Here is a 21,369-nt window from a genome sequence, read left to right on the forward strand (position 1 = left end):
CGCTGCACTTGTTGGGAGTATGCATGAAGATTCTGGTCACCGGCGCAAGCGGCTTCATTGGCGGGCGCTTCGCGCGTTTCGCCCTGGAGCAGGGCCTGGATGTGCGGGTCAACGGACGCCGGGCCGAGAGCGTGGAGCACCTGGTGCGTCGCGGTGCGCAGTTCGTCCCGGGGGACCTGAGCGATCCGCTGCTGGCCCGCGACCTGTGCCAGGATGTCGAGGCTGTGGTGCATTGCGCCGGCGCGGTGGGGCTCTGGGGACGCTATCAGGATTTCCACCAGGGCAACGTCCAGCTCACGGAAAACATCGTCGAGGCCTGCCTCAAGCAGAAGGTCCGGCGCCTGGTCCACCTGTCGTCCCCGTCGATCTATTTTGACGGCCGCGACCACCTAGGGCTGACCGAGGACCAGGTGCCCAAGCGCTTCGCTCATCCGTACGCGGCCACCAAGTACCTGGCCGAGCAGAAGGTCTTCGGTGCCCAGGAGTTCGGGCTTGAGGTACTGGCCCTGCGGCCGCGCTTCGTGACCGGGGCGGGGGACATGAGCATTTTCCCGCGGCTGTTGAAGATGCAACGCAAGGGTCGACTGGCGATCATCGGCAACGGTTTGAACAAGGTGGATTTCACCAGCGTGCAGAACCTCAACGAAGCCCTGCTCAGCAGTTTGCTGGCCACCGGCTCCGCCCTGGGCAAGGCCTATAACATCAGCAACGGGGTGCCGGTTCCGTTGTGGGATGTGGTCAACTATGTGATGCGCCGGATGGACGTCCCACAGGTTCGGCGTTACCGTTCCTACGGCTTGGCCTACAGCGTCGCGGCCTTGAACGAAGGCGTCTGCAAATTATGGCCGGGTCGCCCCGAGCCGACGCTCTCGCGGCTGGGCATGCAGGTCATGAACAGGCATTTCACCCTCGACATCGGTCGGGCCCGGCATTATCTCGATTACGATCCGCAGGTCAGCCTGTGGACGGCCCTCGATGAGTTCTGTGCCTGGTGGACAGGCCGCTGATCGGCCCGTCATGAACCGAGTGCCGGGTTCGGGGTCAATCGGTGCGGCGGGCGAGGGGGTTATACTCGCCGCATCAAGCCATCACCGGTTTCCCAAAGGTTGAACCCATGCCCATGCGTAACGATGCCAACGACGACTTCGATGATGTTCCGAGCCTGCGGGTGCGGGCCGACATTCCCGATGACGATGACTTTTTGCCCAACCGCCCGCCCCACGTACAGGCACGCACGGCCCCGGTCGCGGCGGCCCGGGTCAAGGGGCCCAGCACCGGACCGCTGTGGGCGCTGATCGGCGCGCTATCGTGTGCATTCGCGTTCCTGGCCTGGTGGAGCTTCCAGCAGATCTCCCTCATGGAACAGCAACTGGTGGCTACCCAGGAAAGTTTCGCCCGCATCAGCGAGGACGCGGCGGGGCGCCTGCAGGACATCTCCGGCAAGGTGGTCGCCGGGCAGTCCAATGTCATGAGCGACAGTGAAGCCTTGAAAGCGCAGATCAAGCAATTGGACAACAAGTTGCAGGAGCAGGGGCGGCAATTCGACAGCAAGCTGCTGGAGCAGTACAGGCAACAGCAAGCCACGTTCGGTCCGTCCGCTGACCTGGACAAGGAACTGGCCCAGCTCATTGCCCAGGCCTCCGAACAGCAGAACACCAATACCCAGCTTCAGGCTTCCAACAAGGAGCTCCAGGCCCAGGTCAAGGCGCTGGTGGCTGAAGTCACCACCCTGAAGAACCAGGGCGAGGGCGGAGCCCTGGATGCCCAGCTCAAGAGCATCGGTGCCGACATCACTGCGCTGAAAAGAGCCACCTCCAACTCTGCCATCGACCGTCTCGAGCAGGATGTCATCGTGCTCAAGAGCCAACAGGACAAGGGTGGCAACACTGCCGAGTTCGATGCCTTCCGCGGCCAGGTCACCCGCAACATCAACACCTTGCAAGCACAGATCCAGCATCTGCAGCAGCAGCTCAACGCCCGGGCCCAATAAGCGTTTTGCGCGATAGTGGCGCGTCAGTGCACATCATTTCTGAATGTGCCGCCGCTATCGCGAGCAAGCTCGCGATGACGTCCTGTCAGTCGATAGCACTAGCCACTGACTCACCAGGCACCCCAGCAATCCCCTGAATACTCCCACATCATCCGGCGCCGTCTACGCTCTTGAAACACCAACAAGAACGAGGGGCGCGCGCATGGTTCTTTTTCACAAGATGGCCTGGCTGGGGGCGATGTTGATGCTGGGGCTTGCCCAGGCCCAGGCGGCCACCGGGGACGATGGCCAGGCGGCCCGGGCGCTGCTGGAAAAGGCCTTGGCCTATTACCACGACAACGGCGACAAGGCCTTTGCCGCCTTCAGCCGCCAGGGGGAGTTCGTCGACAAGGATCGTTACGTGTTCGTGGTGGATACCCAAGGTGTGATGCTGGCCAGCGGCGGGCCTTCCTCGGCGTTGATCGGGCGAGACGTTTCCGAAGTGTTGGGGCCGGATTTGCGCTAGGCCTTCAAGGACGCCTTGAAAACCCCGGAGGCCAGTGGCATCCAGCAGGCCGAATACCGCTGGCAGAACTGGGCGGACGGCAAGGTAGAGCGCAAGCATGTGTATTTCCAGCGTGTCGGCGAGCGCATCATGGCCGTTGGCTATTATCTGCCCCGGGCTTCCGCCGAACAGGCCAGGGCGCTGCTGGACAAGGCCTCGAACGACTTGCTGAAAAACGAGAAGGCCACCCTGGCGGCGATCAACTCCCTCAAGGGCGGTTATCTGCAGGATGACCTGTATGTCTTCGTCGTGGACCTCGATACCCGGCGCTATGTCGGACACGGCACCAACCTGCGCTTGATCAATACTGACTTCGCCAAGGTCAAGGACCCGGATGGCAAGCCGGTGGGGGAGCCGATCCTGTCCATGCTTGGCCAGCAGGATGCGGGGGAGTATGAGTATCGCTGGAAGAATCCGGTAACGGGCAAGGTCGAGGACAAGCACGCGTACCTGAAGAAGGTCGGACATTTCCTGGTGGCGGTGGGGTATTACAGCCCTTGAGGACGGTTTGTGGATCCATGGCGAGGGGATTTATCCCCGTTACCCCAGAATCCATCATGCGCCGCGATCATCCGTTAGCACGCAGAGGGGCGGTGCAACCCAACGGGGATAAATCCCCTCGCCACGGTAAACCGTGTTCCCAGCCCGACATTTCTATGTTCGGCAGGTTCGCATAACTAAAAAGGCCCGCATCGCTGCGGGCCTCCTGTTGAGTCGCGGGGCCAATCAGCCTGCGACCAGCACTCGGATCGCTTCCAGGCGCAACGCCGCCTTCTCGAGCATCGCCAGGCCTTGCTCGCGCTGTTGACGCAGGGCCACCAGCTCGCTGTCGCGCACGGTGGGGTTGACCGCTTGCAGCGCGGTCAGGCGGGCCAGTTCCTCGTCGGTATCGGCGGCCAGGCGGCGCTGGGCCTCGGCCACGCGTTCGGCGTGACGCGGGGCGACTTTCTCTTCGCCGGCATTGATGCGCGGTGTGAGTTGGTCACGCTGGGCCTGGATGAACTTGTTGGCGCTGGCGCGGGGCACGCTTTCGAGCTGGTCGTTCAGGGTCTCGAACGAGACCCGGGCGGCCAGGTCGTTGCCATTGGCGTCCAGCAGGCAGCGCAAGGCGGCCGGCGGCAGGTAGCGGCCCAGTTGCAGCGAGCGCGGGGCGACCACCTCACTGACGTACAGCAGCTCCAGCAGCACGGTGCCCGGCTTGAGGGCTTTGTTCTTGATCAGCGCCACGGCGGTGTTGCCCATGGAGCCGGACAGCACCAGGTCCATCCCGCCTTGCACCATCGGGTGCTCCCAGGTGATGAACTGCATGTCTTCGCGAGACAGCGCCTGGTTGCGGTCGTAGGTGATGGTCACGCCTTCGTCGTCGCCCAGCGGGAAGCTGGCATCGAGCATCTTTTCGCTCGGCTTGAGAATCAGTGCGTTGTCCGAATGGTCCTCACTGTCGATGCCGAACGCGTCGAACAAGGTTTCCATGTAGATCGGCAGGGCGAACTGGTCATCCTGCTCGAGAATGGCCTCCACCAGTGCATCGCCTTCGCCAGCGCCGCCGGAGTTGAGCTCCAGCAGGCGGTCGCGACCGGTGTGCAGCTCGGCTTCCAGGCGTTCGCGCTCGGCGCGAGCCTCGTCGATCAGCGCTTGCCACTCGCCGTCGTCGGCTTCTTCCAGTAGCGGCAGCAGGCGCGGGCCGAACTGATGCTGCAGGGCGTTGCCGGTCGGGCAAGTGTTGAGGAACGCATTCAGGGCTTCGTGATACCACTGGAACAGGCGTGCCTGGGGGCTGGTTTCCAGGTACGGCGCATGCAACTCGATGGTGTGCTTCTGGCCGATCCGGTCCAGGCGTCCGATACGTTGTTCCAGCAGGTCCGGGTGCGCTGGCAGATCGAACAGCACCAAGTGGTGGGCAAACTGGAAGTTGCGGCCTTCGCTGCCGATTTCCGAGCAGATCAACACCTGGGCGCCAAACTCTTCGTCGGCGAAATAGGCGGCTGCGCGGTCACGCTCCAGGATGCTCATGCCCTCGTGGAACACCGTGGCCGGGATGCCGGAGCGTACGCGCAGGGCGTCTTCCAGATCCATGGCGGTTTCGGCGTGGGCGCAGATCACCAGCACTTTGGTGCGCTTGAGCATCTTCAGGGTGTCGATCAGCCACTCGACGCGCGGATCGAAGCGCCACCAGCGCTCTTCCTCGCCGGTGTCCGTCTGGGCCTGGAAGCTGACTTCCGGATACAGCTCGGCGTGATCGCCCAAAGGCAGTTCGAGGTACTGGTCAGGGCACGGCAGCGGATAGGCATGCAGCTTGCGCTCCGGGAAGCCCTGCACCGCGGCGCGGGTGTTGCGGAACAGGACCCGGCCGGTGCCGTGGCGGTCCAGCAGTTCGCGCACCAGGCGGGCACTGGCTTCGACATCGCCATCGTTGACGGCGGTCAGCAAGGCTTCGCCTTCGTTGCCCAGGAAGCCGTGGATGGTCTGATGGGCTTCGGGCGAGAGGCGGCCCTTGTCCAGCAGCTCCTGCACGGCTTCGGCCACCGGGCGATAGTTCTCGCTTTCGGCGCGGAAGGCCTTGAGGTCGTGGAAACGGTTCGGGTCCAGCAGGCGCAGGCGGGCAAAGTGGCTGTCCTGTCCCAACTGTTCCGGGGTCGCCGTCAGCAGCAACACACCCGGGATCGTCTCGGCCAGTTGTTCGACCAGCGCGTATTGAGGGCTGACCCGGTCTTCGTGCCAGACCAGGTGATGGGCTTCATCGACCACCATCAGGTCCCAGCCGGCGGCAAACAGCGCGTCCTGGGCCTTTTCGTCGTCCACCAGCCACTCCAGTGCGACCAGGGCCAACTGGGTGTCTTCGAACGGGTTGCTGGCATCGCTTTCGATAAAGCGTTCTTCATCGAACAGGGCGACCTGCAGGTTGAAGCGCCGGCGCATTTCCACCAGCCATTGGTGCTGGAGGTTTTCCGGAACCAGGATTAGCACACGGCTGGCCCGTCCGGACAGCAACTGGCGGTGTATGACCAGGCCGGCCTCGATGGTCTTGCCCAGGCCCACTTCGTCCGCCAGCAATACCCGAGGGGCGATGCGGTCGGCCACTTCTCGGGCAATGTGCAGCTGGTGCGCGATGGGTTGGGCACGGACGCCGCCCAGGCCCCATAGCGGGGACTGCAGCTGCCGGCTGGTATGCTCGAGGGTGTAGTAGCGCAGGGAGAACCAGGCCAGCGGGTCGATCTGGCCGGCGAACAGGCGGTCGCTGGCCAGGCGGAACTGGATGAAGTTCGACAGTTGGGTCTCAGGCAGGGTCACGACTTCGTTCTGCCCGTTGAGGCCGTGGTAGACCAGCAGTCCGTCGACGTCATCGACTTCGCGCACGGTCATCTTCCAGCCTTCGAAATGAGTGATCACATCGCCCGGCGAAAACCGCACACGGGTGAGGGGCGCATTCCGTAGCGCGTACTGGCGAGTGTCGCCAGTGGCCGGGTAGAGCACGGTCAACAAGCGGCCGTCCTGTGCCAGAACGGTGCCTAAACCCAACTCCGCTTCGCTGTCACTGATCCAGCGTTGCCCCGGTTGATACTGCTGCGCCATGCTGCCTGACTCCCGCCTTGAAAAAGCCGGCTATCTTAACGGAATGATCCCTCAGACCAAAGGAAATACGCACGCACCAAGGGTAGTCATCGACAGGTATCGATCAACCGCTTCCATGGAACTTAAGCTGGCTGGGTGATCAAACAAGCTTGTGTGCGATCTGCATTAATGCCAACCGGGTCACAAGTTTCAGACCGGCGGTTCAAGCTGCCTGCCTCGCAGCCGACAACCTGAAGACAGGAGATTCTTATGTTGCCACCCACGCTCCCCTTGAGCGCCGTACCGATTACAGCTCAACAGGATCCGATCCGTCCGCGACCGGATATTCCGCCCGTGACCCCGGTGCAGCAAGGCTCCAACGAAACCACCATCGACCTCAAGCAGCAGGATCCGGAAGAGGCCGCGCTGTTGTTGCGCGAGGAACAGCGTCGCCAGCAGGAGCGGGACAGGCGCCGCCGTGAAGCGGATGAGGATCCCGAAGAACACCTGGCCGTACCGGGTACCGAGCTCAATGCCGATAACACCGTGCCCGTGGTACCGCTGGTGGAAGGCGAGTCGCGCCAGGGGCTGTGGGTCGACATCCAGATCTGAAATCCGCATGTTTGCGACGAAGGCAGGCTGGTCAACGCCGCCAACAGTCCGCATCATGGAGGCATTCGCAATCCACTGCATGATCCCGGACGCCATGAGCCAAGACGACAAGCTGATCGACCTCAGCGCCGAACGCGCCAAGCGCGTTCACGACCTCAACGAAAAACGCCTCAATGAAGTTCGCCAGGCTTTCGAGCAGGCCATGCCTCTGGGCAAGCCCGGAAAGAAAGCCAAGAACAAGAACAAGCCGAAAAAGCGCTGAACCCCCTCGTTCCATTGATACAGATCAGTTATTGCCCCGCCTTTTCCCTCAGTTGCGAGCGTTATTGACCCCGGTCAATTTTCATCCAGGCCTGATTGGTTAACTTGAACCCATCACAACGGGGCAAGACCAGGAGGCCAGTCATGTTTTTCGATAATGTGGTGTTTGCCGGGATACTGACGGTCGGCCTCATGTTCGTATTCTTCGCTGTATTTGGATTATTCATCTGGAAAGACGCACATAAGCGTAGAAAGCCATAAGTCTTTCCAGCTGCAACGAGCACGCAAGGCATTTTGGGCGACTTCGGTCGCCCTTTTTTTTGCAAGTTTTCTGCTTCTACCCAAAACCGCTGTAGAAAGTCTTGAGTATAAAAAAGGTGCGATCCGCCAGGGTCGCACCTTTTTTTTGTAGCCGCTGGAATCAGCTGACGATGGCGGTGGAGGCGAGCCAGAACAGCGCGGCCGACAGGCCCACCGTGGCTGGCAGGGTCAGCACCCAGGCCAGCAGGATGTTGCGCACCGTGCCGCCTTGCAGGCCGCTCTTGTTGGCAACCATGGTGCCTGCCACGCCGGAGGACAGCACATGGGTGGTGGAAACCGGCAGGCTGAAGATGTTCGCCATGCCGATCATGCACGCGGTGGTGATCTGTGCGGACATACCCTGGGCATAGGTCATGCCCTGCTTGCCGATCTTCTCGCCGATGGTCAGCACCACGCGTTTCCAACCGACCATGGTCCCCAGGCCCAGGGCCAGGGCGACGGCCAGGATCACCCAGAACGGAGCGTACTCGGTGGTGGCGGTCAGGTCCTTGCGCAGCTTGTTCAGGTCATCCTTCTCGCGGGCAGCCAGGCCAGGCAGCTTGCCCACTTTCTTCGCCGTGTCGTCCAGGCAGAGCAGGTAGCGACGCACCTCGATGCGTTTTTCCGATGGCAGCGAGTGATAGTCGGCCACACCCTTGAGGGTGTCGAGCAAGGCATTGATGGTCGGTTCGGTCTGCTGCGGGTTGCAGCGGAATTTCTCGGGCAGGTCGCCGTTCACGCTCTTGCCCAGCGCCAGGTATTCGCCCAGGGATTCGTTGTTGCGCTGGTAGAACTGGCTCAGGTGCAGCGTGGCGTCGCGGGTGCGTTCGATCTGGTAGGTGGTGCTGTTCAGGTCGAGGACGAACTGCGCCGGCACGATACCGATCAGCACCAGCATGATCAGGCCGATACCTTTCTGGCCATCGTTGGAACCGTGGACGAAGCTGACGGCCATGGCTGAAATCACCAGGACCAGGCGGTTCCAGAACGGCGGATGCTTCTTGTCGTCGATCTTGCGACGCTGCTCCGGCGTCTTGTGCATCTTCGACAGCGGACGCCACCATTTCAGGCCGATCAATACCAGGGCGGCAATCAGGAAGCCGGCCATGGGCGAGAACACCAGGGACGCGCCGATATCGATCGCTTTCTGCCAGTTCACGCCGTCGGCCAGGGGAATGTCGTTGATCAACGCGTTGGCCAGGCCCACGCCGAGGATCGAGCCGATCAGCGTGTGGGAGCTGGAAGCCGGGATACCGAAGTACCAGGTGCCCAGGTTCCAGGTGATGGCCGCTGCAAGCAGCGAGAACACCATGGCCAACCCGTGCCCGGTGTTCACATTGATCAGCAGTTCCACCGGCAACAGGTGCACGATGGCGTAGGCTACGCCCACGCCTCCGAGCAGCACGCCGAGGAAATTGAACACACCGGAGAAGAACACCGCCAGGTGAGGCGGCATGGCCTTGGTGTAGATAACAGTGGCAACCGCGTTAGCGGTGTCATGAAAGCCGTTGATGAACTCGAAGGCGAGGACAAAAGCCAGGGCGAGCAAGAGGCTCACAAGCACCCAAGCATCCAGTCCGCTGAATAAATCGATCATGAAGGTTTTCTGACCCGGTCGTAAGGGGGCGCGATTATGCCAGAAAACCGCGTCAATCGATGCCTTCCCTGCTCATCGGTAGCATTCTTCTACGAAATAATTTGTAGGAAACCTTTTCCGACAAGGTTTTCCCTGGGCTGCGCAACCCCTTGATTCAGGGGCGAAAAGCAAGGCGGGCTGGGCGTTTCCAGCTGCTCAGGGGGGCTTTCAAGAAGTGTATGAAATATCTGAAAGGTGAGAGCCGGCCAATGGTGGGCTTGCCAGAACCTAACAGGAGGCGGCCCGCTCATGACGGGCTTGCGTATCGGCATCCGACCCGGGTGTCGGCCGGATACCGTTGCACGGGAACATCAGGCCAGGCGTGTCATCGTTCTTCGGCCCGGAGTTCCTTTTCCATTTTCTGAAGTTCCTGGTTGAAAGCCTGGTCCTGAACAGTGGCACGTTTGCGCCAGGGTTTGCGTTCCGGTTCAGGTTGTGCGGCGTAGGTGGTGACTTCCCCGCCGTAAACTTCCTTGTAACGTTGTTCCTGGCGCTCAAGTTCCGCGCGCAGTTCGTCTTTCGTCACAGTATTACCTAATAAAGTGAAATGAATCTGGTGATACGCACTGCGTACGCAGACGCAGACGGCCACGGCACCAGAGCTGACAGCTGACGTAGCATCAGGGCTTCGTGTTGTTGCCAATACAGGGGAAGCAGCCATGAAGGTGCTTCAGGTACCTGCTGTCGGTACCAGGATTTCCATGAGCCCTGGTACCTTCGGACAGTAGCGGTCGATTGGCCGTGCCGTCCTGAAGTGCATTATAGCGACCCGCTCGGATAACACTATCGGGAAAAAATTAAAACGGCGGTTGTTGTGTGAATCAATATTTGTATGTGCAAGTTATGGCAATTAGATTTCAAACGATGGGACATTCCATGACAGTATCCTGACGCCATTCAGGACGACAAGTTCAAATATCCACTGCCTGTTGTCCGAATCAAATCGTCGACACGTTGTTTTATGACCCTCGTCGGCATTTCGCCGACGAGGCAAGCGTCCATTTGCCAATTGCGATTATCGGTCGCCGGTTCGATAATCGAACGGTGTTGCCCGGTCGGGCCTTGTCTGTCCGTCGGGTAGCCGTTTGTAATAGTCGCCATTCCCGGGGAAGCACCAGACATGAACGACCAATTGCGCAGCGCCTTCTCTTCTGTAGCGCCACCGATCGTCGCCTCGCCGGCCAAACGGATCCAGGCCCTGACCGGCGATCCGGACTTCATGACCTCCCTGGCCCGTGGCCTGGCCGTGGTCCAGGCGTTCCAGGAGCGCAAACGCCACCTGACCATCGCCCAGATCAGCCATCGCACGGAAATTCCCCGCGCGGCGGTCAGGCGTTGCCTGCACACCTTGATCAAGCTCGGCTACGCCACCACGGATGGGCGCACCTATTCGCTGCTGCCCAAAGTGCTGACCCTCGGCCATGCCTACCTGTCCTCGACGCCGCTGGCCGTTTCCGCCCAGCCGTACCTGGACCGCATGAGCGAACAGCTGCACGAGGCCTGCAACATGGCGACGCTTGAAGGGGACGATATTCTCTATATCGCCCGCTCGGCCACTACTCAGCGACTGATCTCCGTGGATTTGTCCGTCGGTGGCCGACTGCCAGCCTATTGCACCTCGATGGGCAGGATTCTGCTGGCCGCCCTGGATGACGCATCGCTGCGTGACTACCTCGACCATGCCGACCTGCAGGCCAAGACCAGCCGCACCCTGCACACACCCGAAGCATTGCTCGAATGCCTGCAACAGGTACGCCAGCAGGGCTGGTGCATCGTCGACCAGGAGCTGGAGCAAGGCCTGCGTTCCATTGCCGTGCCGGTATACGACGCGTCCGGCCAGGTGGTGGCGGCGCTGAATGTCAGTACCCATGCCGGGCGGGTCAGTCGTACTGAACTGGAACAACGCTTCCTGCCGGGGTTGCTGGGGGCCAGTCGCGACCTGAGTGCGCAGCTGTTCGCCTAGGCCGCGCAGGCGACGCCTGGGCTTTGTACGAAAAGCCTCGATGCTCGTTCATGCTGCGTTGAAAACCGCCTTGTCTGACCTTCGCCTCAAGACGTTTCGTACAGAGCTTAAGCTGTTCGATAAACGCCCACAGTCGCCTCCAGCGAATTGACGGTATTTAGGTGGCCTCATTAATGTCGCGACAGCGTCATCCGGCGCCGTGATTCTCACGGCAGGAGCAGGGTGACCCGACACAATAATAATGAGAGCCACCATGAACCAGCCTCAGATTCGCGTAGGCAATTGCCTCGACGTTCAGTCCTTCATCAATGCCCAGCCCATTTCTCGCTACCAGTGGCGGGTGGTGATCCTCTGCTTTCTGATTGTCTTCCTCGATGGCCTGGATACGGCGGCCATGGGCTTTATCGCTCCGGCGCTGTCCCAGGACTGGGGCATCGACCGCGCCAGCCTCGGACCGGTGATGAGTGCGGCCTTGATCGGCATGGTATTTGGCGCGTTGGGTTCCGGCCCCCTGGCCGACCGCTTCGGGCGAAAAGTGGTGTTGGTAGGCGCGGTCGTGCTGTTCGGCGCATTCAGCCTGGCGTCGGCCTATAGCACCAATGTGGATCAACTGCTGGTGCTGCGCTTCCTCACTGGCCTGGGGTTGGGGGCCGGGATGCCCAACGCGACCACCCTGCTGTCGGAGTACACCCCGGAACGCAAGAAATCCCTGCTGGTGACCAGCATGTTCTGCGGTTTCAACCTGGGCATGGCCGGCGGTGGGTTCATCTCGGCCAAGTTGATACCGGCGTTCGGCTGGCACAGCTTGCTGCTGATCGGCGGGATCCTGCCGCTGATTCTCGCGGTGGTGCTGGTGTTCTGGCTGCCGGAGTCGGCTCGCTACCTGTTGGTGCGCAACCGTGGCACCGAAAAGGTCCGCCAGGCGTTGGCGCCGATCGAGCCGGCCACGATTGCCCAGGCGGCCAGTTTCAGCGTGCCGGAGCAGAAAACCGTCAAGGCCCGCAACGTGCTGGCGGTGATTTTCTCCGGTACCTACAGCGCCGGGACGCTGCTGTTGTGGCTGACCTACTTCATGGGCCTGGTGATCGTCTACCTGTTGACCAGTTGGCTGCCGACCTTGATGCGCGACAGCGGCGCGAGCATGGAGCAGGCCGCGTTCATCGGGGCTCTGTTCCAGTTCGGTGGCGTACTGAGCGCGGTCGGCGTGGGCTGGGCCATGGACCGGTTCAATCCGCACAAGGTCATTGGCCTGTTCTACCTGATGGCCGGGGTGTTTGCCTACGCGGTGGGGCAGAGCCTGGGACACATCACCTTGCTCGCCACCCTGGTGCTGGTGGCCGGTATGTGTGTCAACGGTGCGCAATCGGCCATGCCGTCCCTGGCGGCGCGCTTCTATCCGACCCAAGGCCGTGCCACCGGCGTGTCCTGGATGCTGGGCATCGGTCGTTTCGGCGCCATCCTCGGCGCCTGGATGGGGGCGACCCTGCTGGGCCTGGGCTGGAACTTCGAGCAGGTCCTGACCGCCCTGGTCATTCCGGCCGCCCTGGCGACCACGGCGGTGGTGATCAAAGGCCTCGTCAGCCATGCGGATGCAACCTGAGGCGCTGAGATGAACCCTGGGGAGCGAGCCGCCCCCACAGGTTTCTCTGTGTACCTGGATCAATCGATAGCCAAACAACAATCTGTTCGATAAACGAACACTCAGTCGATTATCGGATTGTTTGGCTTTTTTCCGCAGCTTAATCTTCAGCCATTCCGGCGCTTGACCTCGCGCCTTTTTCTTCATGTCGGTCCACTGGAAAACGGAGCCTGCCCCATGGCTGAAATCCTTTCGCTGCACGACGCGGTGAAGCAATTCGTGAACGACGGCGATACCGTCGCACTGGAAGGCTTCACTCACCTGATTCCGACGGCGGCGGGTCATGAAATCATTCGCCAGGGCAAGAAAGACCTGACCCTGGTACGGATGACCCCCGACCTGATCTATGACCAGTTGATCGGCGCCGGCTGTGCCCGCAAGCTGATTTTCTCCTGGGGCGGTAACCCAGGCGTGGGCTCGCTGCACCGCCTGCGTGACGCGGTGGAGAAGCAGTGGCCGCACCCGATGGAAATCGAGGAACACAGCCACGCCGACCTGGCCAATGCCTACGTCGCCGGGGCCTCGGGCCTGCCGTTCGCCGTCTTGCGGGCCTACGCCGGCTCCGACTTGCCCAAGGTCAACCCGCTGATCAAAAGCGTGACCTGCCCCTTCACCGGGGAAGTCCTGGCCGCCGTGCCCTCCGTGCGTCCCGACGTCACGGTGATCCATGCCCAGAAAGCCGACCGCAAGGGTAACGTGCTGCTCTGGGGCATCCTGGGTGTGCAGAAGGAAGCTGCCCTGGCGGCCAAGCGTTGCATCGTCACGGTGGAAGAAATCGTCGACGACTTGAACGCGCCGATGAACGCCTGTGTGTTGCCGACGTGGGCGTTGAGTGCGGTGTGCCATGTGCCGGGTGGTGCCCATCCGTCCTATGCCCACGGCTACACCGAACGTGACAATCGTTTTTATCAGGCGTGGGATCCTATTGCTCGGGATCGTGGGACGTTTACCGCCTGGATCGACGAATACATCCACGGTACCCGTGATTTCAATGAATTCCAGGCCAGATTGGCAGCCGCTTCGCAGGTGAAACCATGACCTACTCCACCAACGAAATGATGACCGTCGCCGCGGCCCGCCGGTTGCAGAACAATGCCGTGTGCTTCGTTGGCATCGGCCTGCCGTCGAAAGCGGCCAACCTGGCGCGGTTGACCTCATCGCCGGATGTGGTGCTGATCTACGAGTCCGGTCCGATCGGGGCCAAGCCCAGCGTCCTGCCGCTGTCCATCGGCGACGGCGAGCTGGCGGAAACCGCTGACACCGTCGTACCGACCGGTGAGATTTTTCGCTATTGGCTGCAGGGCGGGCGTATCGACGTCGGCTTCCTTGGCGCGGCGCAGGTCGACCGCTTCGGTAACATCAACACCACGGTGGTGGGCTACTACCACCAACCGAAAGTCCGTCTGCCAGGGGCCGGGGGCGCGCCGGAAATCGCCGGTTCCGCCAAGAGCGTGCTGATCATCCTCAAGCAGTCGGCGCGGTCGTTTGTCGACAAGCTGGATTTCATCACTTCCGTGGGGCACGGCGAGGGGGGCGATTCCCGCCAGCGCCTGGGCCTGCCGGGGGCCGGCCCCGTGGGGATCATCACCGACCTGTGCATCATGGAGCCGGAAGCCGGCAGCCATGAATTCGTGGTCACTTCATTGCACCCAGGCGTGACCCGCGAGCAGGTCATTGCCGCCACCGGGTGGGCGATCCGTTTCGCCGACCAGGTACACACCACCGCCGAGCCGACCGAGGCAGAGCTGCGCGCGCTGCGCGACCTGGAAGCGCGTACCGCGGCGGCCCACGGCCAGGCACCGGGAGAAGCCTGATGCGCGACGTCTATATCTGTGATGCGATTCGAACCCCCATCGGCCGCTTTGGCGGCGCATTGTCCGCTGTGCGGGCCGATGACCTGGCAGCGGTGCCCCTCAGGGCATTGATGGAGCGAAATCCCTCGGTGGACTGGAACGCGGTGGACGAGGTGTTCCTTGGTTGTGCCAACCAGGCCGGCGAAGACAACCGCAACGTGGCGCGCATGGCGCTGTTGCTGGCGGGCCTGCCCCAGAGCATTCCCGGCGTGACTCTCAATCGCCTCTGTGCTTCAGGCATGGACGCTGTGGGTACGGCCTTCCGCGCCATCGCCAGCGGAGAAATGGAGCTGGCCATCGCTGGCGGCGTGGAATCGATGTCCCGGGCGCCTTTTGTGATGGGCAAGGCCGACGCGGCGTTTTCGCGCAACCTGAAACTGGAAGACACCACCATCGGCTGGCGCTTCATCAACCCGTTGATGAAAGCCCAGTACGGCGTGGACGCGATGCCGCAGACCGCGGACAACGTGGCAGACGATTACGCCGTGTCCCGGGCCGACCAGGACGCTTTCGCCCTGCGCAGCCAACAGCGCACGGCCGTGGCCCAGGCGGCGGGTTTTTTCGCGGAAGAAATCGTTCCGGTGCGCATCGCCCACAAGAAGGGCGAAACCGTGGTCGAGCAGGATGAGCATCCACGCGCCGACACCACGCTTGAGGCCTTGAGCAGACTCAAGCCGGTCAACGGCCCGGACAAGACCGTCACCGCCGGCAACGCGTCGGGGGTGAACGATGGCGCGGCGGCCATGATCCTGGCGTCGGCCGAGGCCGTGAAGAAACACGGCCTTACCCCGCGAGGCAAAGTGCTGGGCATGGCCAGTGCCGCAGTGGCCCCACGGGTAATGGGCATCGGCCCGGTCCCGGCGGTGCGCAAGCTCACCGAACGGCTGGGCCTGGCGGTGGCGGATTTCGATGTTATCGAGCTCAACGAAGCCTTTGCCAGCCAGGGCCTGGCGGTGCTGCGCGAATTGGGCCTGGCGGACGATGCGCCGCAGGTCAACCCGAACGGCGGCGCCATCGCCCTGGGTCATCCGCTGGGCATGAGCGGGGCGCGACTGGTATTGACCGCATTGCATCAGCTGGAAAAGACCGGCGGCAAGAAAGGACTGGCAACCATGTGCGTCGGTGTCGGCCAGGGGCTGGCGTTGGCCATCGAACGCGTCTGATACGTCGTCTACCAATAAGAAACCGAGGAATGCTTCATGACTGACAAGCCTGGTTACCGTCGCCCTCAAGCGGGCACCCAGCCGCAATACCTGCACCCGCCATACCAGTCCACCAACCTGCGCTCACCCTCCAAGCCGTTGGTGCACCTGCCTCATTCGCTGTCGGAAATCACCGGTCCGACCATCGGCGCCGAGCGCCTGAAAGAGAAGGACAACGACCTGACCGCCCAGCATGCCGGCGAGCCGTTGGGAGAGCGGATCATCATTCACGGGCGCGTGCTCGATGAACATGGCCAACCCGTGCCGGGCATCCTGGTGGAGATCTGGCAGGCCAACGCCGCCGGGCGCTATCACCATGACCGCGACAAGCACGACGCCCCCCTGGACCCCAACTTCACCGGCACCGGCCGTACCGTCACCGATGCCGATGGCTGGTACCAGTTCCAGACGATCAAGCCCGGTGCCTATCCCTGGGGCAACCACCACAACGCCTGGCGTCCGGCGCATATCCATTTCTCATTGTTCGGTCCGAGCATCCTGACGCGCCTGGTGACGCAGATGTATTTTCCCGGCGACCCGTTGCTGGCCTACGACCCGATTTACAACTGCGTGCCGGATACCAGCGCCAAGGAGCGCCTGATCGCCCGTTTCGACCTGGAAAAAACCGTTCCCCACTACGCCCTCGGTTATCGTTGGGACATCGTATTGCGCGGCCGCGATGCCACGCCGATGGAGAAATAAGATGACGCTCACCGCTACTACGTCCCATACCGTCGGACCTTACTATCACATCGGCCTGACCTGGTTGAATCGCGAAGACCTGACCGTCGCCGAAACCCTCGGCCAGCGCGTGGCGATCACTGGACAGGTCATCGACGGCAATGGCGAGTTCGTCAATGACGCCATGCTGGAGGTCTGGCAGGCCAACGCGGCGGGTAAATACGCCCATCCGGAAGACGACCAGGACAAACCCCTGGACCCGCACTTCGAAGGCTTCGGCCGGGTGCCGGTGGACGCCGAGGGGCGTTTTCGCTTCACCACCATCAAGCCCGGCACCGTACCGGGGCTGGGTGGCACGACCCAGGCGCCGCACCTGGTGGTGCTGGTGTTCGCCCGTGGCCTGGTCAAGCATCTGCTGACCCGCATCTACTTCGATGGCGAACAGGCCAACGAAACCGACCCGCTGCTGGCCAGCGTGCCCGCCGAGCGTCGCGCCACCCTCGTGACCAGGCCCGATGCGTCCGGTGTGTACCAGTGGAACGTGGTCCTGCAAGGAACGGATGCCGAGACGGTGTTCTTCGATTACTGAGTGTTGTCGGGCGAAGGGGCATTCCCGCGCTCTGCGTGGGAATGTTGCCGGTGACGCTTCGCGTCACATCCAGAGCCGAACGCAGAGCGTGCGTTGAGGCGTTCCCACGCGAGCCGCTATTGCTGCGGAAGTTGTTTGCGGAACGGGACTGTTACGAAGTGTGTCTACGATTTGTACGAAAAGTCCCCAGCGAGTGAATCAATCCATGACCATCCCAATCAGTCACTACACAGGCGAAGAGCGTAGCAAGCGGATTTTCGCCATCGTCGGTGCTTCGTCCGGCAACCTGGTCGAATGGTTCGACTTCTACGTGTATGCGTTCTGCGCGATCTATTTCGCGCCGGCATTCTTCCCCTCGGACAACCCTACGGTACAACTGGTCAACACGGCGGGGGTGTTCGCCGCCGGGTTCCTGATGCGACCCATTGGCGGCTGGATTTTCGGCCGGGTGGCCGATCGTCACGGGCGCAAGAATTCGATGATGATTTCGGTGCTGATGATGTGCTTCGGCTCGTTGCTCATCGCTTGCCTGCCCACCTACAAGGACATCGGCGTCTGGGCGCCGCTGCTGCTGTTGTTCGCGCGCCTGTTGCAAGGCCTGTCGGTAGGCGGCGAGTACGGCACCACCGCTACCTACATGAGCGAAGTCGCGCTCAAGGGCCAGCGTGGTTTCTTTGCCTCGTTCCAGTATGTGACGCTGATCGGCGGGCAACTGCTGGCGGTGTCGCTGGTGGTGATCCTGCAGCAGTTTCTCGATGAGGACCAACTGCGTGCCTACGGTTGGCGAATCCCGTTCGTGGTGGGCGCCCTGGCGGCGCTGATTTCCCTGTTCCTGCGCCGCTCCCTGAAGGAAACCAGCAGCAAGGAAATGCGGGAAAACAAGGATGCCGGCAGCATCGCCGCACTGTTTCGCGACCACAAGGCCGCCTTCATCACCGTGCTGGGCTACACCGCTGGTGGTTCGCTGATCTTCTACACGTTCACCACTTACATGCAGAAATACCTGGTGAACACCGCCGGCCTGCACGCCAAGACCGCCAGCTACATCATGACCGGCGCACTGTTCCTGTACATGTGCATGCAGCCGTTGTTCGGCATGTTGGCGGACAGGATTGGCCGGCGCAATTCCATGCTCTGGTTCGGTGGCCTGGGGGCGTTGTGCACGGTGCCGATCCTGTTGACCCTCAAAAGCGTCGGCAGCCCGTTGCTGGCGTTCGTCCTCATCACCTTGGCGCTGGCGATCGTCAGTTTCTACACCTCCATCAGCGGCTTGGTGAAGGCGGAAATGTTTCCGCCTGAAGTGCGCGCCCTGGGGGTAGGGTTGGCCTATGCAGTGGCCAACGCGGTGTTTGGCGGCTCGGCCGAGTATGTCGCCTTGAGCCTGAAAGCCCAGGGCATGGAAAACGTCTTTTACTGGTATGTCACCGTGATGATGGTGGTAGCGTTCCTGTTCAGCCTGCGCCTGCCCAGGCAACCGGCCTACTTGCATCACGACCTTTGACCTACCTGTTCACTCGAGGCTTGTTTGATTCATTGTGGCCAGAGAAATTGCCGTGGCGAGGGGACAAGTACCCTCGCCACGGCAATTTCTCTGGCCACAAAGGCATTCACCTTCCGAAGGACTGTTTATGAACGAACGACCGGGCAATCAGCTGTTCGATGCCTACTTCACCACCCGCGACATGCGCGAGGTGTTCTGTGATGCGGGCCGAGTGCAGGCCATGCTCGATGTCGAGGCGGCTCTGGCCCGGGCCGAGGCACGGGTGGGGCTGATTCCGCAAGGCGCCGTCGCGCCGATCGAGAACGCCTGCCAGGCACGGTTGTACGATTTCGCGGCGCTGGGCGAGGCGATTGCCAGTGCCGGCAATTCGGCGATTCCGCTGGTCAAGGCACTGGGCAAGCGGGTTGCCGCCGCTGACCCCGAGGCCGAACGCTACGTGCATCTGGGCGCCACCAGCCAGGACGTGATGGACAGTGGGCTGGTGCTGCAACTGCGTCGCGCCCTCGAGCTGATCGAGGATGAGCTGGCGCAGCTGGGCGACACCCTGGCCCGGCAAGCCGAGCGCCATGCCGCCACGCCGCTGGCCGGGCGTACCTGGCTGCAGCATGCGACGCCGGTCACCCTGGGCATGAAAATCGCCGGTTGGCTGGGGGCGACCACCCGCAGTCGCCAGCGCTTGCAGGCCCTCAAGCCACGCTTGCTGGTGCTGCAGTTCGGCGGTGCCTCCGGAACACTGGCCGCGCTGGGCGAGCATGCGCTGTCCATTGCCGAAGCCCTGGCCGCCGAACTGCAACTGAACCTGCCGGAACAGCCGTGGCACACCCAGCGCGATCGTCTCGTGGAGTTCGGTTCGGTGCTGGGCCTGATCGCCGGCAGCCTGGGCAAGTTGGGTCGTGACGTCAGCCTCTTGATGCAGACCGAGGCCGCCGAGGTGTTCGAGCCTTCGGCTCCGGGCAAGGGCGGTTCGTCCACCATGCCTCACAAGCGCAATCCGGTGGGGGCGGCGGTGTTGATCGGCGCGGCGACGCGGGTGCCTGGCCTGGTGTCGACGCTGTTCAGCGCCATGCCCCAGGAGCACGAACGCAGCCTGGGCCTGTGGCACGCCGAGTGGGAGACCCTGCCGGAGATCTGCTGCCTGGTATCCGGCGCCTTGCAGCAGGCGCGGCTGCTGGCCGACGGGCTGGAAGTGGACGCGGCACGCATGGCCCGCAACCTCGAGCTGACCCAGGGGTTGGTGCTGGCCGAAGCCGTGAGCATCGTCCTGGCCCAGCGTGTCGGGCGCGACACTGCGCACCATCTGCTGGAGCAATGCTGCAAACGCGCGGTGAGCGAACAGCGCCACTTGCGCGACGTGCTGGGGGACGAGCCCAAGGTCACTGCGCAACTGTCCACCGCTGAACTCGATCATCTGCTCGACCCGGCCCATTACCTCGGCCAGGCTCGGACCTGGGTCACCCGGGCCGTGGCCGAACACCTTGCCTTGAATGCCTGAAAGGAGACTGTTGTGGGATTGGTCAAACTCGCCGACGGCGAACTGAATTATTGCTTCGACGGACCGCAGGATGCCCCGGTGCTGGTGCTGTCCAACTCCTTGGGCACCCACCTGCATATGTGGGATGAACAGGTCCCGGCGTTCAGCCAGCACTTTCGCGTGTTGCGTTTCGATACGCGCGGCCACGGCCGGTCGTTGGTCACCGAGGGGCCCTACAGCATCGAGCAACTGGGCCACGACGTGCTGGCGATGCTCGATCAGTTGAGCATCGATAAAGTGCATTTCTGTGGGTTGTCCATGGGCGGGTTGATCGGCCAGTGGCTGGGGATCAACGCCGGCGAGCGCCTGCACAGGCTGGTGGTCTGCAACACCGCCGCCAAGATCGCTGACGAGACGGTATGGAACCCGCGCATCGAAACCGTGTTGCGTGACGGCCAGGCAGCGATGGTGGCGTTGCGCGATGCTTCCGTTGCCCGCTGGTTCACCCCGGATTTCGCCGAAGCTCATCCTGCGCAGGTAAAGAAAATCACCGACATGCTCGCTGCCACTTCGCCCCAGGGCTACGCAGCCAACTGTGCGGCCGTGCGCGATGCCGATTTTCGTGAGCAACTGTCGTTGATTCGGGTGCCGCTGCTGGTGGTTGCCGGTACCGAAGACGCAGTGACACCGCCGTCGGGTGGGCATTTCATCCAGGAGCGGGTCAGCGGGGCCGAGTATGCCGAGTTCTACGCCGCGCATCTGTCCAACGTCCAGGCCGGCGCTGCATTCAGCGAGCGGGTGCTGGATTTCCTGCTTGATTCCAGCCGTGGCTGAGGAGTATCCCGTGGACGAAAAACAACGTTACGACGAAGGCATGCAAGTGCGCCGCGCGGTATTGGGCGACGCCCATGTGGACCGCAGCCTCAATGCCTTGAACGAGTTCAACAGCGAATTCCAGGAAATGATCACTCGCCATGCCTGGGGTGACATCTGGACCCGTCCGGGCCTGCCGCGCCACACCCGCAGCCTGATCACCATCGCCATGCTGATCGGCATGAACCGCAACGAAGAACTCAAGTTGCACCTGCGCGCTGCCGCCAACAACGGCGTGAGCCGTGGCGAGATCAAGGAAGTGATCATGCAGAGCGCCATCTACTGCGGCATCCCGGCGGCCAATGCCACCTTCCACCTGGCCGAGTCGGTGTGGGATGAGTTGGGCGTCGAGTCGCGGGCTTAAGTGGGCTTCATCCCCTGTAGGAGCCAGCTTGCCCGCGATAGCGGTGGTTCAATTGATGGAGGATGTCGAATGTGATGACGCCCTCGCGAGCAAGCTCGCTCCCACATTGGATCTTCAGTGAGCACTAATTTTGTGCGCGGCACTGATTCCCTGTGGGAGCGAGCCTGCTCGCGAGGGCGGTGGCACCGTATCGAGCGTCTCGGCAGGCTCACCGCATCCAGGTTTTACAACAAACTGATCGGATAGCTGATGAAAATGCGGTTCTCATCGAACTCGTTGGTGCTGAAGTCCCGACGCAGCGACGAGTTGCGCCATTTCACGTTGAGGTTCTTCAGCGC

Annotated in this window: 20 protein-coding genes and 1 pseudogene; 17 read left to right on the top strand and 4 right to left on the bottom strand. The window is 62.2% G+C overall.

Going from position 1 to position 21,369, the window contains the following annotated elements:
* The first annotated feature begins 23 nt into the window (after window positions 1–23).
* From BLP99_RS24590 to BLP99_RS24600, 3 genes and pseudogenes are all read left to right on the top strand, one after another.
* Window positions 24–1,007 (top strand): NAD-dependent epimerase/dehydratase family protein, encoded by a 984-nt coding sequence (locus BLP99_RS24590; RefSeq protein ID WP_076405255.1) that lies wholly within the window; start codon window positions 24–26, stop codon window positions 1,005–1,007.
* Between the two features lie 107 nt (window positions 1,008–1,114).
* The gene (locus BLP99_RS24595; RefSeq protein ID WP_072459487.1) at window positions 1,115–1,990 is read left to right on the top strand and encodes an ATPase; all 876 of its coding nucleotides are present in this window, start codon (window positions 1,115–1,117) and stop codon (window positions 1,988–1,990) included.
* 202 nt (window positions 1,991–2,192) lie between these two features.
* Window positions 2,193–3,035: pseudogene (locus BLP99_RS24600) on the top strand (cache domain-containing protein).
* A gap of 225 nt (window positions 3,036–3,260) precedes the next feature.
* On the opposite strand, the gene rapA reads toward BLP99_RS24600, so the two are convergent.
* Entirely contained in the window at window positions 3,261–6,107 is a 2,847-nt protein-coding gene (gene rapA, locus BLP99_RS24605) for an RNA polymerase-associated protein RapA (protein ID WP_072398841.1), read from the bottom strand.
* 249 nt (window positions 6,108–6,356) lie between these two features.
* Here rapA and BLP99_RS24610 point away from each other — a divergent pair, with 249 nt between their 5' ends.
* From BLP99_RS24610 to ccoM, 3 genes are all read left to right on the top strand, one after another.
* Window positions 6,357–6,698, top strand: a complete 342-nt coding sequence (locus tag BLP99_RS24610) for an aspartate-semialdehyde dehydrogenase (protein ID WP_072398840.1) — start codon at window positions 6,357–6,359, stop codon at window positions 6,696–6,698.
* A gap of 94 nt (window positions 6,699–6,792) precedes the next feature.
* Window positions 6,793–6,960 carry a hypothetical protein gene (locus BLP99_RS26475; protein WP_092182018.1) on the top strand — a complete coding sequence of 56 codons (168 nt, stop codon included), beginning with the start codon at window positions 6,793–6,795 and terminating at the stop codon, window positions 6,958–6,960.
* Window positions 6,961–7,103: 143 nt separating this feature from the next.
* Window positions 7,104–7,220, top strand: coding sequence for a cytochrome c oxidase subunit CcoM (gene ccoM, locus BLP99_RS26710; RefSeq protein ID WP_279567505.1), 117 nt, complete (start codon window positions 7,104–7,106; stop codon window positions 7,218–7,220).
* Between the two features lie 160 nt (window positions 7,221–7,380).
* On the opposite strand, the gene BLP99_RS24620 is transcribed toward ccoM, so the two are convergent.
* Both BLP99_RS24620 and BLP99_RS24625 read right to left on the bottom strand, forming a co-directional pair.
* Window positions 7,381–8,856 carry an inorganic phosphate transporter gene (locus BLP99_RS24620; protein ID WP_072398838.1) on the bottom strand — a complete coding sequence of 492 codons (1,476 nt, stop codon included), beginning with the start codon at window positions 8,854–8,856 and terminating at the stop codon, window positions 7,381–7,383.
* 364 nt (window positions 8,857–9,220) lie between these two features.
* Window positions 9,221–9,421: a hypothetical protein gene (locus BLP99_RS24625; protein ID WP_072432151.1), complete on the bottom strand. Its 201-nt coding sequence runs from the start codon at window positions 9,419–9,421 to the stop codon at window positions 9,221–9,223.
* Between the two features lie 594 nt (window positions 9,422–10,015).
* Here BLP99_RS24625 and pcaR point away from each other — a divergent pair.
* The 11 genes from pcaR (at window position 10,016) to pcaC (ending at window position 21,031) form a co-directional block, all read left to right on the top strand.
* Entirely contained in the window at window positions 10,016–10,858 is an 843-nt protein-coding gene (gene pcaR, locus BLP99_RS24630) for a pca regulon transcriptional regulator PcaR (protein ID WP_072398836.1), read from the top strand.
* A 253-nt stretch (window positions 10,859–11,111) separates the two neighbouring features.
* Window positions 11,112–12,458: a 4-hydroxybenzoate transporter PcaK gene (locus BLP99_RS24635; RefSeq protein WP_092182010.1), complete on the top strand. Its 1,347-nt coding sequence runs from the start codon at window positions 11,112–11,114 to the stop codon at window positions 12,456–12,458.
* Between the two features lie 216 nt (window positions 12,459–12,674).
* Entirely contained in the window at window positions 12,675–13,535 is an 861-nt protein-coding gene (locus BLP99_RS24640) for a CoA transferase subunit A (RefSeq protein ID WP_072398834.1), read from the top strand.
* On the top strand, window positions 13,532–14,311 hold the full coding sequence (locus BLP99_RS24645; RefSeq protein ID WP_092182013.1) for a CoA-transferase subunit beta: 780 nt from the start codon (window positions 13,532–13,534) through the stop codon (window positions 14,309–14,311). Before BLP99_RS24640 ends, BLP99_RS24645 begins: the two co-directional genes overlap by 4 nt.
* Complete coding sequence (pcaF, locus tag BLP99_RS24650; RefSeq protein ID WP_172834646.1) at window positions 14,308–15,513, top strand: 3-oxoadipyl-CoA thiolase; 1,206 nt, start codon at window positions 14,308–14,310, stop codon at window positions 15,511–15,513. Before BLP99_RS24645 ends, pcaF begins: the two co-directional genes overlap by 4 nt.
* A 36-nt stretch (window positions 15,514–15,549) precedes the next feature.
* Window positions 15,550–16,254 (top strand): protocatechuate 3,4-dioxygenase subunit beta, encoded by a 705-nt coding sequence (gene pcaH / locus BLP99_RS24655; RefSeq protein ID WP_072432154.1) that lies wholly within the window; start codon window positions 15,550–15,552, stop codon window positions 16,252–16,254.
* A gap of 1 nt (window position 16,255) precedes the next feature.
* Entirely contained in the window at window positions 16,256–16,822 is a 567-nt protein-coding gene (pcaG, locus tag BLP99_RS24660; RefSeq protein WP_072398830.1) for a protocatechuate 3,4-dioxygenase subunit alpha, read from the top strand.
* 205 nt (window positions 16,823–17,027) lie between these two features.
* Entirely contained in the window at window positions 17,028–18,323 is a 1,296-nt protein-coding gene (locus BLP99_RS24665; RefSeq protein ID WP_076405251.1) for an MFS family transporter, read from the top strand.
* A gap of 127 nt (window positions 18,324–18,450) precedes the next feature.
* The gene (locus BLP99_RS24670) at window positions 18,451–19,815 is read left to right on the top strand and encodes a 3-carboxy-cis,cis-muconate cycloisomerase (RefSeq protein ID WP_092182016.1); all 1,365 of its coding nucleotides are present in this window, start codon (window positions 18,451–18,453) and stop codon (window positions 19,813–19,815) included.
* A 12-nt stretch (window positions 19,816–19,827) separates the two neighbouring features.
* Window positions 19,828–20,628, top strand: a complete 801-nt coding sequence (gene pcaD, locus BLP99_RS24675; RefSeq protein ID WP_072459479.1) for a 3-oxoadipate enol-lactonase — start codon at window positions 19,828–19,830, stop codon at window positions 20,626–20,628.
* 10 nt (window positions 20,629–20,638) lie between these two features.
* The gene (pcaC, locus tag BLP99_RS24680) at window positions 20,639–21,031 is read left to right on the top strand and encodes a 4-carboxymuconolactone decarboxylase (protein WP_072398826.1); all 393 of its coding nucleotides are present in this window, start codon (window positions 20,639–20,641) and stop codon (window positions 21,029–21,031) included.
* A 224-nt stretch (window positions 21,032–21,255) separates the two neighbouring features.
* Here pcaC and BLP99_RS26325 read toward each other — a convergent pair.
* Window positions 21,256–21,369: OprD family outer membrane porin (locus tag BLP99_RS26325; RefSeq protein ID WP_143007978.1), on the bottom strand; the 114-nt coding region annotated here is incomplete at its 5' end.

This window comes from Pseudomonas sp. NFACC32-1 (genome assembly GCF_900101215.1).
Taxonomy (GTDB): domain Bacteria; phylum Pseudomonadota; class Gammaproteobacteria; order Pseudomonadales; family Pseudomonadaceae; genus Aquipseudomonas.